This is a genomic window from Pantoea sp. B270 (assembly GCF_018726825.1).
GTDB classification, from domain to species: Bacteria; Pseudomonadota; Gammaproteobacteria; order Enterobacterales; family Enterobacteriaceae; genus Pantoea; species Pantoea dispersa.
The window spans coordinates 645,563-657,651 of sequence record NZ_JAHCSX010000001.1 but is presented as its reverse complement, the minus strand read 5'-3'; the positions used below and the strand labels follow the sequence as shown (position 1 = coordinate 657,651).

Below are 12,089 nucleotides of genomic sequence, written 5' to 3'. Positions count from 1 at the left end.
AGCGGCGTTACTTCTCACTATAACCGTCACCCCGGCTGCGGTAAAACCCCGCGCATCGCTCACGGCAATTGATTCCGATTAAGGATTAATTTCTCTTCAGGCTGGATAAAAAAATATCATCCTGAAAACGCTATTTTTCCCGCCGGAGCAGGCAGAAAATAGACCAACTGGTCACTTTTCCTTCTCACTTGCTCAGGATTCAGCATGTCACGGGTTGCGCGGGCACGACGCCTTGGAAAAACGTTTCTGTTAGTCGATAACATGCTGGTGGTAATGGGATTCTTTGTGGTGTTTCCCCTGATCTCCATTCACTTTGTGGAACAGCTTGGCTGGGCCGCGCTGCTGGTGGGCATTGCGCTCGGCCTGCGTCAGCTGGTGCAGCAGGGGCTGGGCATCTTCGGTGGGGCCATTGCTGACCGTTTTGGCGCACGGCCGCTGATTGTCACCGGCATGCTGATGCGCGCTGCCGGTTTCGCCTGTATGGCGCTGGCGCATCAGCCGTGGCTGCTGTGGCTGGCCTGCCTGCTGTCCGGACTGGGCGGCACGCTGTTCGATCCGCCACGCAGCGCGCTGGTGGTGAAACTGGTGCGGGCACGCGAGCGCGGACGCTTCTTTTCGCTGCTGATGATGCAGGACAGCGCCGGCGCGGTGCTGGGCGCGCTGATTGGCAGCTGGCTGCTGGCTTGGGATTTCCGTCTGGTGTGCTGGGTCGGTGCGGCGGTGTTTGTCGTCGCCGCCATCTTTAACGCCGTGTGGCTGCCAGCATGGCGCATTTCTACGGAGCGTATCGCCATGCGCGAGGGAATGCAGCGCGTGTGGCGCGACCGCCGTTTCCGCCTGTATGTCTTTACTCTGACCGGCTATTACATTCTCGCCGTGCAGGTGATGCTGATGCTGCCGGTCATGGTCAATCAGGTGGCGGGCGCACCGGCGGCGGTGAAGTGGATGTACGCGATTGAAGCGCTGCTGTCACTCAGCCTGCTCTATCCGCTGGCGCGCTGGAGTGAAAAGCGCTTCCGCCTCGAGACGCGCCTGATGGCCGGACTATTTCTGATGACCTTCAGCCTGCTGCCGGTTGGCATGACCGATTCGCTGCCGTCGCTGTTTTTGCTGATCGCCGTCTTCTATCTCGGATCGATCATCGCTGAACCGGCGCGTGAAACCCTGAGTGCCTCCCTGGCCAGCGCCCGGGCACGCGGCAGCTACATGGGGTTCAGCCGGCTCGGTCTGGCGATTGGCGGGCTGATTGGCTACTCCGGTGGCGGCTGGATGTTCGATATGGGCCAGCAGCTGGCCCTCCCGGAGCTGCCGTGGATGCTGCTCAGCACCGTCGGTATCATCACGCTGCTGGCGCTGTGGTGGCAGTTCCAGCCGCGCCAGGTGGCACCGGCGATCTTCAGCAGCTAGTTTGCCGGTTCAGGCGTTCTCTTCCATACTTCCCGCACGTCCGGAAAAAGGGTGACCTCTGTCACCCTGAGAACCACAGGAGAAACGGGATGAAACTTTACATCTACGATCACTGCCCTTTCTGCGTCAAAGCACGCATGATATTTGGCCTGAAAAACCTGCCGGTTGAGCTGATTGTGATGCTCAATGATGATGAAGCAACGCCGAAAAAGCTGATTGGCCAGAAAATGGCGCCGATTCTGCAAAAAGCCGATGGCAGTGCGATGCCGGAGAGCATGGATATCGTGCGCTTTGTCGATAATCAGGATCGCCAGCCGCTGCTGACCGGCAAGCAAAATCCCGCCATCGCCGACTGGCTGCGACGGGTCAATGGCTACATCAACAAGCTGCTGCTGCCGCGCATCGCCGAGGCCGCGTTTGCTGAATTCGCCACTCCCGAAGCACGTGATTACTTCCGCGAAAAGAAACAGGCCAGCCTCGGTGACTTTGCCGAACTGCGTAAGCATGCCCCGGGGTTCATCAAAAATATCAGCGATGATCTGCGCCAGCTGGATAAATTGATCGTCAAACCCAATGCGGTGAACGGCGAGTTGTCTGAGGATGACATTCATCTGTTTCCGCTGCTGCGCTCGCTGACGCTGGTTTCCGGTATCGAGTGGCCGAGCCGCGTTGCTGACTACCGCGATAATATGGCGAAACAGACGCAGGTGAATCTGCTGTCGTCGATTGCGGCCTGATGACGCTGTGATGAGAAGCGCGCGGCTGCGTTTCTCATCTCTCTCCTGGTGACACCTGGCCCTGAATCAGGCAGGCTTAAGGCTGTTTGGCCGTATCAACCAGGAAGAAGAAATCATGAAGAAGGCGTTTCCCGGGCTGTTTGCCCTGTTTTTTGCCGTGCTGCTCAGCGGCTGTAACCAATTGACGCAATACACCATCAGCGAGCAGGAAGTGAATCAGGCGCTGCAAAAGCGCAACAACTACGAGAAAGACATCGGCGTGTCCGGGCTGGTGAATGCCCATATTGTACTGACCGACCTGAGCAGCCAGATTGGCCGTGAAGAACCCGGCAAAGTGACGCTGTCTGGTAAAGCCAACATCAACGTCAGCTCGCTGTTTGGTCCGCAGCAGGCCGAAATGCAGCTGAAGATGAAAGCGCAACCGGTGTACAACGCGCAGCAGGGCGCCATCTTTCTGCAGGACCTCGAAATCGTCGACGCGCAGGTGCAACCTGAGAAGATGGCGTCGATCATGAAAACCCTTACGCCGTATCTGAACGAATCCCTCAAGCGCTATTTCAATGAAAAACCCGCCTACGTGCTGAGTGCCGACCGTAGCAAAGGCGAGGCGCTGGCGAAGAAACTGGCTAAAGGGCTGGAAGTGAAGCCTGGCCAGCTGGTGATTCCGTTTACCGATTAACGTTGCAAAGGGCCGTTCTCAGCGGCGGCCCTGGATAGCGTGGCAGGATGCCGGCATTATTCCGCCCGCGCCTGCCGCGCAACCTGCCGCGCAACCTGCCGCGCCTGTGGTTATTTCTCTGCCGCACTGCAAAATCCCGTGCAAACGGTTGCCCGCCCCCTTATGATTAGTCCCCGGCCTAAACGAGCCATTTCGTTTTCACCTCAGCCGGAGCCTTTTTGAATGACAGCCCAACCCCAGCAAATCACGATTCGCCGCCCTGACGACTGGCACATCCACCTGCGCGATGGCGCGATGCTCAATGCAGTGCTGCCCTATACCAGCGCGGTGAATGGTCGTGCGATTGTCATGCCAAATCTGGTTCCGCCGGTCACCAGCGTTGCGGCTGCCGAAGCGTATCGCGCACGCATCATGGCGGCGCTGCCTGCTGGGCATCACTTCACGCCGCTGATGACCTGTTACCTCACCGATTCGCTTGATGCGGATGAAATCGAACGCGGCTTCCGCAGCGGTATTTTTACGGCGGCTAAACTCTATCCGGCACACGCCACCACCAACTCCAGCCATGGCGTCACCAACATTGCCTCCATTGCCAGCGTGCTGGAGCGCATGCAGGAAATCGGTATGCCGATGCTGGTGCACGGCGAAGTCACCGATGCGCACATTGATATCTTTGAACGTGAAGCGCGCTTCATCGAAACCGTGCTGCAGCCGCTGCGCCAGCAGTTCCCGGGCCTGAAAGTGGTGATGGAACACATCACCACGAAGGAAGCTGCGGAGTATGTAGCCGCCGGCAATGAACTGCTTGGCGCGACCATTACGCCACAGCATCTGATGTTCAACCGCAACCATATGCTGGTGGGCGGCGTGCGCCCGCATCTCTACTGTCTGCCCATTCTGAAGCGCAACATTCATCAGGAAGCGCTGCGTAACCTGGTGGCAAGCGGCAACCGGCGTGTCTTCCTGGGCACCGACACGGCACCGCACCTGCGCCACCTGAAAGAAGCCAGCTGCGGCTGTGCCGGCGTATTTAATGCGCCGACGTCGCTGCCCGCTTATCTGACCGTATTTGAAGAGCTTGGCGCACTGGAGCATTTTGAAGCCTTCTGCTCTGAGAATGGCCCCAGTTTCTACGGCCTGCCGCTCAACGACGGCACCCTGACGCTGGTGCGTGAGCCGTGGACGGTGCAGGAGAGCATCACGGTCGCTGACGATACGCTGGTTCCGTTCCTCGCCGGTGAAACCCTTAACTGGCGCATCAAAGAATAATCATCTGCCGCTTGCCTTCGGGAATTTTATACTGTACAAATAACCAGTATATTATCCCGGAGGCGTTTATGCGTGTTGAAATTACCGTAGCAAAGACTCAGCCCCTTCCCGTCGGTGCACTGGATGCACTGAGCGCTGAACTCACTCGCCGTATCTCCCGCGATTTTCCCGACGACAATCATCACGTCAAAGTGCGCTATGCCGGTGGTAACCAGCTCAGCGTGTTTGGCGGCTGTAAAGAATCACGCGACCGCATCAGCGATATTTTGCAGGAAACCTGGGAAAGCGCTGACGACTGGTTTATTACCGATTAACCGCCACTGTGCCGTTTTTGCCGGGCCCGCCGCCCGGCTTTTTTGTTTTTATTTCCCGCTCGCCAGAAAAACCCGCGCCAGCTAGACTCTGATTAAACGATGTCCTATTCTTGCCTCGTCGTGCTTACAGGAGGTGTGTTGCACATGACTACTGAAAAACCAGAAGAGGCGATGACGTTTGGGGAATTACTGGCCTTCATTGCTGAACAGCAACGCCGTTTGACCGTGCTGGAAAATGCCTTTGCTACGCTGACCTTCTGTCTGGACGATCGCGCCAGCCAGCTGCTGGCTCACAATCTGACGCTCGAAGCGCAAAACCAGAATCATGACGCTCAGTTACAGCAGCATTTTGCCCGGCTGGCGGACGAGATCCATCGACGCAAAGGGCAGTTGCCTGCCGAGTCGCAGGGATAATTTCAGATTTTTACCCTGGCGTTCAGCCCGTTAAAGTTTTAATGCTGAGATGCCGATAATCGGTATGACGACACGTTGCGCTGCGACAATAAATACCCAGCTGCGTAAGGCGTTTATTTATTCGTTGAAAACCGGCTTTTGGCTGCTTTTATTTTGCTGTGTTTTTAGTCACCACACTTTTTAACTACTGTACTGTTAATTCCATGTTATAATTATCTCGCTAGTGCAAGATACAGACGCATTGAACCTCGAAAGCACTTCGTTTAACGAGTAATAAGGAGGTTATAATGGACAGAAGTAAAGACGTCATCCAGACCCATCCGCTGGTGGGATGGGATATCAGCACCGTTGACAGCTATGACGCCATGATGATCCGCCTGCACTCGCTATCATCGCAGGACCAGAAAGAAGAAGAAGCTGACGTGGGCCCAACATACTGGCTGACAACTGACGTAGCCAGACAGTTTATCTCTATCCTCGAAGCTGGCATTGCAAAGATCGAGTCCACTGAGCAATACCTACGCGATAATCGCAAGCACTAATCATCACCATCGCGTGAAAAGGCACCCTACAGGGTGCCTTTTTCATGGGCGCACTCTTTTGATATGCTATTGAAAAAAATCGCCGTTTTGCAGGAGTGATGTCGTCATGGTTTATGATCTGATTGTGGTGGGAAGTGGTTCCGTCGGAGCTGCCGCGGGTTTCTACGCAACCCAGGCGGGCCTGTCGGTGCTGATGATCGACAGCGCGCACCCGCCCCACAGTCAGGGGACGCATCACGGCGAAACCCGCCTGATTCGTCATGCTTACGGCGAAGGTGAACGCTACGTGCCGCTGGTGCTGCGCGCCCAGACGCTGTGGGATGAGCTGGAGCGCCAGAGCGGCGAACGCATTATGCACCGCAGTGGCATTCTTAATCTGGCGCCGGCCAGCTCGGATTTCATTCACAACGTAATCGACAGCGCTAACCGCTGGCAGTTAGCGGTGCAGGTGTTACAGGCCGATGAGGTGCGTAAACGCTGGCCGCAGCTTAGCGTTCCGGACGGCTACGTAGGCGTATTTGAGCCTAACTCTGGCTTCCTGAAATGCGAACAGGCGGTGCGCAGCTGGGTGCAGCTGGCGGAACAGGCTGGCTGCGCGCAGCTGTTTAACTGCCCGGTCAGCGCGATTGGCCGCGAGGGCGATCTGCAGCAGGTCACCACCAGCGATGGCGTATTCCGCGCGCGCAAGCTACTGATCAGCGCCGGCACCTGGGTCAGTCAGCTGGTGGACAATCTGCCCGTTACGCCGGTGCGCAAGGTGTTTGCCTGGTATCAGGCCGATGGGCGCTACAGCGAAAATAACCAGTTCCCCGGCTTTACGGTAGAGATGCCGGATGGCAGCCATTTCTACGGTTTCCCGGCAGACAATAATGCCCTGAAAGTGGGACGCCACGATGGCGGTCAGCCGATGCAGACGCCAGCGGACCGCAAACCGTTCGGCAGCATCGCCGCTGACGGTAACGAAGCCTTTAGCTTCCTGCGCCAGTTTCTGCCAGGCGTAGGCGTGTGCCTGCATGGTGAAGCCTGCAGCTATGACAACACGCCGGATGAAGATTTTATTATCGATACCCTGCCCGATGAGCCTGACCGACTGATCATCACCGGCCTGAGCGGCCACGGGTTTAAATTCGCCAGCGTGCTGGGTGAACTGGCCAGCGAATTTGCGCAGAATAAACCGTTCTCCTTTGACCTCACGCCCTTCTCACTTTCGCGTTTTGCCTGATTTTGTTGCTGCCGGTGCGGAGCGCACTGGCAGTTGTTGACCTTTCCTGACACAGATTTACTTTACGCCCGCGTTTATGGCGCATTTGGTGTAGCAATAGCCATTGCCGCCAGGACTAAAACTGCTATTTGCTTATCTATTCAGAATTATTGAATTACACCACCAGCCTTTCGCCATATATATCGAACCCGTAAATTCAAAGTTATAGAAAAGTAAGGATGATTGATTTTCTATTTCAGGTTGTAGATTCTCATTACCACTTATTTCCTGATAACGGCTTAACTATGTGGCGTAATTCTCCACGGCATTACGGTGCGTTAACCATTGCGTTGCACTGGCTGATGGCGCTGACGATTTACGGTATGTTCGCGCTGGGTTTATGGATGGTCGGACTTGGCTATTACGACGGCTGGTATCACAGCGCCCCTGAGATTCACAAAGGCATCGGCATCTTACTGTTTGCTGCTCTGCTGCTGCGCCTGTGCTGGCGCGTGATATCGCCGCCGCCGGCACCGCTCAACAGTTACTCGCCGCACGTACGCCGTGCCGCCCATGCTGCGCACTGGCTGCTGTATGGCCTGCTGCTGGTGTTGCTGATCAGCGGCTATCTAATCTCTACCGCAGACGGCAAGCCGGTCTCAGTGTTTGGCTGGTTTGAGGTACCGGCACTGTTTAGCGGCGCGGGTGAGCAGGCCGATGTCGCCGGTGAGGTCCATTTATGGCTGGCGTGGGCTCTGGTGCTGTTGTCTGCCCTGCACGCCCTGGCCGCGCTGAAACACCATTTTGTCGATCGCGACATGACGCTGAAACGGATGCTCGGTTACCGCATCCCCTTAACCTCTGAAAAGGAAAAGTAATATGATCAGGAAAACCCTGCTGGCGCTCAGCGCCGCTGCCCTCTTTTCGACCAGCCTGAGTGCCAGCGCGGCTGAGTATAAGTTTGATAAAGAGGGTCAGCACGCGTTTGTTCAGTTCCGCATTCAGCATCTTGGCTACAGCTGGCTGTACGGCAGCTTTAAAGATTTTGATGGCAGCTTTACCTTTGATGAAGCCAATCCGGCCGCGGACAAGGTCAACGTGACCATCAATACCAACAGCCTCGATACCAACCATGCCGAGCGCGACAAGCATTTGCGCAGCGCGGATTTCCTCAATACCGGCAAATTCCCGCAGGCCAGCTTCAGCTCGACTGAGGTTAAAAAACAGGGCAAGGATTATAAGATCACCGGCAACCTGACGCTCAACGGCGTAACGAAGCCGATCACGCTGGATGCGCAGCTGATTGGGGAAGGCAAGGATCCGTGGGGCGGTTATCGCGCCGGCTTTGCCGCCAGCGGCGAAATCGTGCTGAAAGAGTTTAACATCAGCAAAGATCTCGGTCCGGCCTCGCAAAAAGCCGAGCTGATCATTTCAGTCGAAGGTGTGCGTCAGTAATCAGCAGTACAGCCTGGCGGGCAATGCGCCAGGCTGTTAAGCCGTTACTTTTTGTCCGGCGCGGGGATCGCCATGGTCATGTTGAGTAAACCGCGCGATTTATTGAACACTTTGTTGCCATTTTCACGGCCAGCGCGGCGCGCGCGCTGCTCTTCCGGCGCCAGTTTCGACTCTTCCATGCACAGCGGGCTGCAGCAGTTCTGATACTTTTCTGCACAGCTCGGGCACTGGATAAACAGCAGATGGCAGCCGTCATTAACGCAGTTGGTGTGGCTGTCGCACGGCGCACCACACTGATGGCAGCTGGAGAGAATATCGTCAGAGATACGCTCGCCCATGCGCTCGTCAAACACGAAGTTTTTGCCTTTGAAGCGCACCGGTAAACCCTGCTCGCGCGCGCGGCGGGTATATTCAATGATGCCCCCTTCAATGTGGTAAACATCATCAAAACCGTTGTGCTTCATCCACGCACTGGCTTTTTCACAGCGGATGCCGCCGGTACAGTACATGACGATTTTTTTGTCTCTCTGCGCCTGCAGCATATCCACCGCCATCGGCAGCTGATCGCGGAACGTATCGGCTGGCACTTCCAGCGCGTTGTCGAAGTGGCCCACTTCGTATTCGTAGTGGTTACGCATATCCACAAACACCGCATCCGGATCGTCGAGCATGGCGTTGACTTCGGCCGCTTTAAGATAGTTACCGACGTTACTGGCGTCGAAGCTACCGTCTTCAATACCGTCAGCCACGATGCGATCGCGCACTTTCAGGCGCAGCACCCAGAACGATTTGCCGTCGTCATCCAGCGCGATGTTCATGCGCAGATTGTCGAGCGCCGGGTCAAAGGCATAGAGCATCGCCTTCATCGCTTCATAGCGACTGGCCGGCACGCTGATTTGTGCATTAATCCCTTCCTGCGCCACGTAGACGCGGCCGAACACCTTCATCTGGGTTAAGGCAACATAGAGACGGTCGCGGAATGCCTGTGGATCGGCAATCTGGAAGTATTTATAAAAAGAGACTGTGGTACGCGGCTCGGTTTCGGCCAGCATACGTTCTTTCAGCTCTTTATTGGAAACGAGGTTGTGTAACACTGGCATGGTGAACACCTGTTAGCAATCAGAGAAATTTAGCGCGCATATGATACCTGAATTGAGCGTGATGCAAAGCCTCTGGTGCAATTCTCCTGCCATCAGCCACAATCGACGGGGTTCTGCGTTGTGCTCGCCAATATCTGCGCAGAAATGCTGTTCGTCGTGCGCTGACGCACGGATGGTTGATTTCAGTCAGAGAGAAAAAATGGCATAATCCCGGCCAATTACAGAAACCGGACTCTCTGGTACACGACGCAGGACATTGATATTTCCATGACGCAACTTCCGCAATTTACCCGCGAACTCCTTCATCCACGCTACTGGCTGACCTGGCTGGGCATCGGTTTCCTCTATGTGCTGGTGCTGTTGCCCTACCCGCTGCTGTACGTGACTGGCTGCGGGCTGGGACGCCTTGCCATGCGTTTTATGAAGCGTCGTGTCCAGGTTGCGCAACGCAATCTGGCGCTGTGCTTCCCGGATATGCCGACCAGCGAACGCGAAGCCATGGTGAAGCACAATTTCGAATCGGTGGGAATGGGGCTGATTGAGACCGGCATGGCGTGGTTCTGGCCGGACTGGCGTATTCGTAAATGGGTCAGTACCAGCGGCCTGGAGCACGTTACCGAGGCGCTGGCACAAAAGCGCGGCATCCTGCTGATTGGCATGCACTTCCTGACGCTGGAGCTGGGTGCGCGCGTGTTTGGCATGTACAACCCGGGCATTGGCGTGTATCGCCCTAACGACAACAAGTTACTGGACTGGCTGCAAACCTGGGGACGCATGCGTTCCAATAAAAGCATGCTGGACCGCAAAGATCTGAAAGGCATGATCCGCGCCATGAAGAACAACGACATCATCTGGTATGCGCCCGATCACGACTACGGCCCGCGCAGCAGTGTATTCGCCCCGTTCTTTGCCGTTCAGGAAGCCGCGACCACCACCGGCACGCATATGCTGATTCGTCTGGCTAATCCGAGCGTGGTGCCGTTTCTGGCACGCCGCCTGCCGCACGGCCGCGGCTACGAACTGAAAATGATGCCGGATATCCGCCACAAATTCTCACTGGAGAGTGAGCTGGATACCGCTATCGTGATGAATAAAGTGGTGGAAGAGACGGTGCTGCTGGCGCCTGAGCAGTATATGTGGCTGCATCGCCGCTTTAAAACCCGGCCCGAAGGGCAGCCTTCACGCTATTAATCGGTTGCGGGGTATTATCAATGCCCCGCGTTATTTACCGCACATTTGCCTTAATTCACGTGATTCTTTGCGCAGTGGCGCGCTAAAAAAGGCCCAGCCTGAACTGCTATGCCTTCCACACGGCGACACTTACATCAACGACACCCTTTATGCCACCCGCTGCTATCTTGCGCATTAATCACGGTTTTTTGTAGCTACGCCTACGCGTTCTCCCTTACCGCCGCTGCTTTTCAGTACGTGAGTTTGTACGGCAACACGCATAAAATATGACGGGTGCGGATCTGATTTTGAGGACTTCCAGGCCTTTTCCTATTTAATTTTACTCAGGCTTGCCGTCTTGTTTACTTATCTAATAAATTTTACTGATTAAACAAGTGTTTGTCTGAAAGTTAACCGCCATATTCTCTTTTGATTAAAAATTCATCTTTAATATATCTTTATGGAATTGGTTAGCCCGATCGAATCCAGTTAGTTTCGACCCTGACAGTTAGCTCGTTAACTGCGCGTTTAAAAATATAAAAAGATTACACACAGCAAATATATTCAGGACACATAATATGAATAAAGGTATCTACTACTACGTGACGATCAGTACCGATCAGGAGGGTTACCATCTGCTGCATCGGAAAGAGTGTAAACGTCTGCCGGTTAAGGAGGATATGGTGTTCATCGGTACGCTCTATAATTTAAATCAGGCTTTGGCCACCGCACGAATTAATTTTAAAAAGGTGAAACCCTGTATTAAATGCTGCATCCGTTATTCTGCACCCGTGTTACGCGAGTCGGTACGACCGGTTCTGCACTTTCCGCAAAAAATGATGTAACCGGCGCGGGTGGATGACTTTTTACGCATCCACCCCGTCATTGTTCTCTCCCGCCCTGACAGCCGCCAATTTTCGTCTATTCTTCTGTGAAATCCCTTTTTGCACTGACAAGGAGTTGCAGATGAGCCTGTATATTACGTTAGAAGAAGCCATTGAAGCCGCACGCGAAGAGTTTCTCGCCAGCCAGCCTGAACTGGAGCAGGATGACGCCAGTGTCAGCCAGTTTGCGCTGCAGAAGTACGTGATGCAGGATGGCGACATTATGTGGCAGGCGGAGTTTTTCGCTGACGAAGACGGCCAGGGCGAATGCCTGCCAATCTGCAGCGGTGAAGCGGCGCAGGCGGTGTTCGACGGTAATTTCGATGAAATTGAGCTGCGCCAGGAGTGGCAGTCGGAAAATACCCTGCACGAATGGGATGAAGGCGAATTTCAGCTGGAGCCGCCGCGCGACCTGGAAGAAGGCGAAGCTGCGGCCGAAGAGTGGGAAGACGACGACAGTCCGTCAGACAACTGGGCGTAAGTTACTCGTACGGGCCGTGCTGTGCGTCAACCGGCAGTAGCAGCGTGTCCATCACCAGCGACAGCGGCAGATCGAGAATGGTCAGCACGCGCCACGGCCCGTCACGCACATCCCACTGCACGCCCGGATAATACTGGTTGCCGTGCCCCTGTCCGGGTACGGTCCGGCTGATAATGCTGCCACAGCCCGTCAGCAGCAAAATGGCGGCGCACAGCGCAATTAACTTCAGGCAATATTTCACTGCATTTACTCATCCTGAACTGACACCCCTGATTCTGATGTGCGTCAGTGACTGTTTAAATGTGCTCAGGAACGCTGGCACGTGTCATCGCGCCATTTTAGCTGCGGGTGCAGCTAAACCGCTATGCCTTTATGCGTAAAGATTGTGTGAGGCGCGTTGTGCCCCCCGCTGAAGCGCAGGCATAAAAAAAGCGGC

Annotated in this window: 15 protein-coding genes; 13 read left to right on the top strand and 2 right to left on the bottom strand. The window is 55.2% G+C overall.

Going from position 1 to position 12,089, the window contains the following annotated elements; genetic code table 11:
- The first annotated feature begins 204 nt into the window (after positions 1-204).
- The 10 genes from mdtH (at position 205) to KOL70_RS03140 (ending at position 8,018) form a co-directional block, all read left to right on the top strand.
- The gene (gene mdtH / locus KOL70_RS03185; protein ID WP_021506431.1) at positions 205-1,407 is read left to right on the top strand and encodes a multidrug efflux MFS transporter MdtH; all 1,203 of its coding nucleotides are present in this window, start codon (positions 205-207) and stop codon (positions 1,405-1,407) included.
- 89 nt (positions 1,408-1,496) lie between these two features.
- Positions 1,497-2,144 (top strand): glutaredoxin 2, encoded by a 648-nt coding sequence (grxB, locus tag KOL70_RS03180; RefSeq protein WP_021506432.1) that lies wholly within the window; start codon positions 1,497-1,499, stop codon positions 2,142-2,144.
- A 115-nt stretch (positions 2,145-2,259) separates the two neighbouring features.
- The gene (locus tag KOL70_RS03175) at positions 2,260-2,823 is read left to right on the top strand and encodes a lipoprotein (RefSeq protein ID WP_136545498.1); all 564 of its coding nucleotides are present in this window, start codon (positions 2,260-2,262) and stop codon (positions 2,821-2,823) included.
- A 222-nt stretch (positions 2,824-3,045) separates the two neighbouring features.
- On the top strand, positions 3,046-4,092 hold the full coding sequence (gene pyrC, locus KOL70_RS03170; RefSeq protein WP_215480199.1) for a dihydroorotase: 1,047 nt from the start codon (positions 3,046-3,048) through the stop codon (positions 4,090-4,092).
- Between the two features lie 68 nt (positions 4,093-4,160).
- On the top strand, positions 4,161-4,406 hold the full coding sequence (gene dinI / locus KOL70_RS03165) for a DNA damage-inducible protein I (RefSeq protein WP_215480198.1): 246 nt from the start codon (positions 4,161-4,163) through the stop codon (positions 4,404-4,406).
- A 144-nt stretch (positions 4,407-4,550) separates the two neighbouring features.
- On the top strand, positions 4,551-4,820 hold the full coding sequence (locus KOL70_RS03160; protein WP_010617279.1) for a hypothetical protein: 270 nt from the start codon (positions 4,551-4,553) through the stop codon (positions 4,818-4,820).
- A gap of 287 nt (positions 4,821-5,107) precedes the next feature.
- Entirely contained in the window at positions 5,108-5,362 is a 255-nt protein-coding gene (gene bssS / locus KOL70_RS03155) for a biofilm formation regulator BssS (protein WP_021506436.1), read from the top strand.
- Between the two features lie 106 nt (positions 5,363-5,468).
- Positions 5,469-6,584: an N-methyl-L-tryptophan oxidase gene (gene solA / locus KOL70_RS03150; RefSeq protein ID WP_215480197.1), complete on the top strand. Its 1,116-nt coding sequence runs from the start codon at positions 5,469-5,471 to the stop codon at positions 6,582-6,584.
- A gap of 284 nt (positions 6,585-6,868) precedes the next feature.
- Positions 6,869-7,441 carry a cytochrome b gene (locus KOL70_RS03145; RefSeq protein WP_215480196.1) on the top strand — a complete coding sequence of 191 codons (573 nt, stop codon included), beginning with the start codon at positions 6,869-6,871 and terminating at the stop codon, positions 7,439-7,441.
- Between the two features lies 1 nt (position 7,442).
- Entirely contained in the window at positions 7,443-8,018 is a 576-nt protein-coding gene (locus tag KOL70_RS03140; RefSeq protein ID WP_021506439.1) for a YceI family protein, read from the top strand.
- 44 nt (positions 8,019-8,062) lie between these two features.
- Here the strand turns inward: KOL70_RS03140 and KOL70_RS03135 are convergent, their stop codons facing one another.
- Positions 8,063-9,118, bottom strand: a complete 1,056-nt coding sequence (locus KOL70_RS03135) for a rhodanese-related sulfurtransferase (RefSeq protein WP_215480195.1) — start codon at positions 9,116-9,118, stop codon at positions 8,063-8,065.
- 267 nt (positions 9,119-9,385) lie between these two features.
- On the opposite strand from KOL70_RS03135, the gene KOL70_RS03130 reads away from it, so the two are divergent.
- The 3 genes from KOL70_RS03130 to KOL70_RS03120 all read left to right on the top strand — a co-directional run bounded on the left by KOL70_RS03130 (position 9,386) and on the right by KOL70_RS03120 (position 11,653).
- Positions 9,386-10,309, top strand: a complete 924-nt coding sequence (locus KOL70_RS03130) for a Kdo(2)-lipid IV(A) acyltransferase (protein WP_021506441.1) — start codon at positions 9,386-9,388, stop codon at positions 10,307-10,309.
- 557 nt (positions 10,310-10,866) lie between these two features.
- Complete coding sequence (locus KOL70_RS03125) at positions 10,867-11,133, top strand: hypothetical protein (protein ID WP_021506442.1); 267 nt, start codon at positions 10,867-10,869, stop codon at positions 11,131-11,133.
- A gap of 121 nt (positions 11,134-11,254) precedes the next feature.
- Positions 11,255-11,653, top strand: coding sequence for a MysB family protein (locus KOL70_RS03120; protein WP_215480194.1), 399 nt, complete (start codon positions 11,255-11,257; stop codon positions 11,651-11,653).
- Position 11,654: 1 nt separating this feature from the next.
- Here KOL70_RS03120 and KOL70_RS03115 read toward each other — a convergent pair whose 3' ends face one another.
- Positions 11,655-11,894 (bottom strand): YceK/YidQ family lipoprotein, encoded by a 240-nt coding sequence (locus KOL70_RS03115; protein ID WP_021506444.1) that lies wholly within the window; start codon positions 11,892-11,894, stop codon positions 11,655-11,657.
- Between the last annotated feature and the right edge of the window lie 195 nt (positions 11,895-12,089).

Coding starts and splice junctions, on each gene's coding strand:
- mdtH (WP_021506431.1), top strand. CDS start 205: ATGTCACGGGTTGCGCGGGCACGACGCCTTGGAAAAACGTTTCTGTTA.
- grxB (WP_021506432.1), top strand. CDS start 1,497: ATGAAACTTTACATCTACGATCACTGCCCTTTCTGCGTCAAAGCACGC.
- KOL70_RS03175 (WP_136545498.1), top strand. CDS start 2,260: ATGAAGAAGGCGTTTCCCGGGCTGTTTGCCCTGTTTTTTGCCGTGCTG.
- pyrC (WP_215480199.1), top strand. CDS start 3,046: ATGACAGCCCAACCCCAGCAAATCACGATTCGCCGCCCTGACGACTGG.
- dinI (WP_215480198.1), top strand. CDS start 4,161: ATGCGTGTTGAAATTACCGTAGCAAAGACTCAGCCCCTTCCCGTCGGT.
- KOL70_RS03160 (WP_010617279.1), top strand. CDS start 4,551: ATGACTACTGAAAAACCAGAAGAGGCGATGACGTTTGGGGAATTACTG.
- bssS (WP_021506436.1), top strand. CDS start 5,108: ATGGACAGAAGTAAAGACGTCATCCAGACCCATCCGCTGGTGGGATGG.
- solA (WP_215480197.1), top strand. CDS start 5,469: ATGGTTTATGATCTGATTGTGGTGGGAAGTGGTTCCGTCGGAGCTGCC.
- KOL70_RS03145 (WP_215480196.1), top strand. CDS start 6,869: ATGTGGCGTAATTCTCCACGGCATTACGGTGCGTTAACCATTGCGTTG.
- KOL70_RS03140 (WP_021506439.1), top strand. CDS start 7,443: ATGATCAGGAAAACCCTGCTGGCGCTCAGCGCCGCTGCCCTCTTTTCG.
- KOL70_RS03135 (WP_215480195.1), bottom strand. CDS start 9,118: ATGCCAGTGTTACACAACCTCGTTTCCAATAAAGAGCTGAAAGAACGT.
- KOL70_RS03130 (WP_021506441.1), top strand. CDS start 9,386: ATGACGCAACTTCCGCAATTTACCCGCGAACTCCTTCATCCACGCTAC.
- KOL70_RS03125 (WP_021506442.1), top strand. CDS start 10,867: ATGAATAAAGGTATCTACTACTACGTGACGATCAGTACCGATCAGGAG.
- KOL70_RS03120 (WP_215480194.1), top strand. CDS start 11,255: ATGAGCCTGTATATTACGTTAGAAGAAGCCATTGAAGCCGCACGCGAA.